Origin of the sequence: Chryseobacterium ginsengisoli (genome assembly GCF_039542325.1) — a bacterium.
Taxonomy (GTDB): Bacteria; Bacteroidota; Bacteroidia; order Flavobacteriales; family Weeksellaceae; genus Chryseobacterium; species Chryseobacterium ginsengisoli.
In genome coordinates this window covers 1-829 of sequence record NZ_BAABHX010000024.1, presented here as the reverse complement: position 1 = coordinate 829, position 829 = coordinate 1, and the positions used below count along the sequence as shown (strand labels likewise).

Genomic DNA, 829 nt, shown 5'->3' with positions numbered 1-829 from the left:
GGTATTCCGGATTATCTTGATTTAGATTCTGATAATGATGGTTGTTTAGACGCAATTGAAGGGGATGAAAACGTAACCGCTTCAATGTTGGTAACAGCAGCACCTGGTCTTAGTGTAGGTACAGGATCTACAGCATCCAACCAAAATCTATGCGCATCAGGAAGTTGTGTGGACACTCAGGGAGTTCCTACGATTGTAAATTCCGGAGGAGCTGCGGATATAGGATCGGATCAGGGACAAGGTGTCGGAACTTCTGCTAATTCTGCTATTAATGGCTGTCCAACTAATTGTTACAAGCCCGGAGCTGTTGCAAGTGTAGGAAATCCTGCATTAGCGAGCAAAGTAGGTATTACTTCTCTGAACAGAGCAGGTACAGCCGGAGACAACTGGCCGGGAATCCGTACAGGAGGTTATCTTGTATTGGAATCTAAAACCAAAGGTTTTGTACCAAACAGAGTGGCATTCTCAGGAGCTAATCCTGTAGGTATTGCCCCTGCAAATTTTGTAGAAGGAATGTTGGTGTATGATACAACCAATAAATGTATGAAAATGTATACTTCACAAGATGGAGGAACTACGTTTGGATGGTATTGTTTAACAACACAGACTTGTCCGGATTAAATATTAATTAGTTTTTGATTGGAGATTGAGAAACAATACCTCTCAATCTCCTTTTTAACAATTTAAAATCAATAACAATGAAAAAAATAATAGTAGTATTAATGGTTTCTTTGTCAGCTTCACAGGTTCAGGCTCAGGTCGGAATCAGTAAGCCAAATGTTACGAACGGATCTGTGTCATTGGAGTTTGCCGATACGGAAAACAAAGG

1 pseudogene is annotated in these 829 nt (G+C 40.7%); it reads left to right on the top strand.

The features are described from left to right. Window positions 1–621: pseudogene (locus ABD940_RS22825) on the top strand (hypothetical protein); the annotation flags it as partial. Between the last annotated feature and the right edge of the window lie 208 nt (window positions 622–829).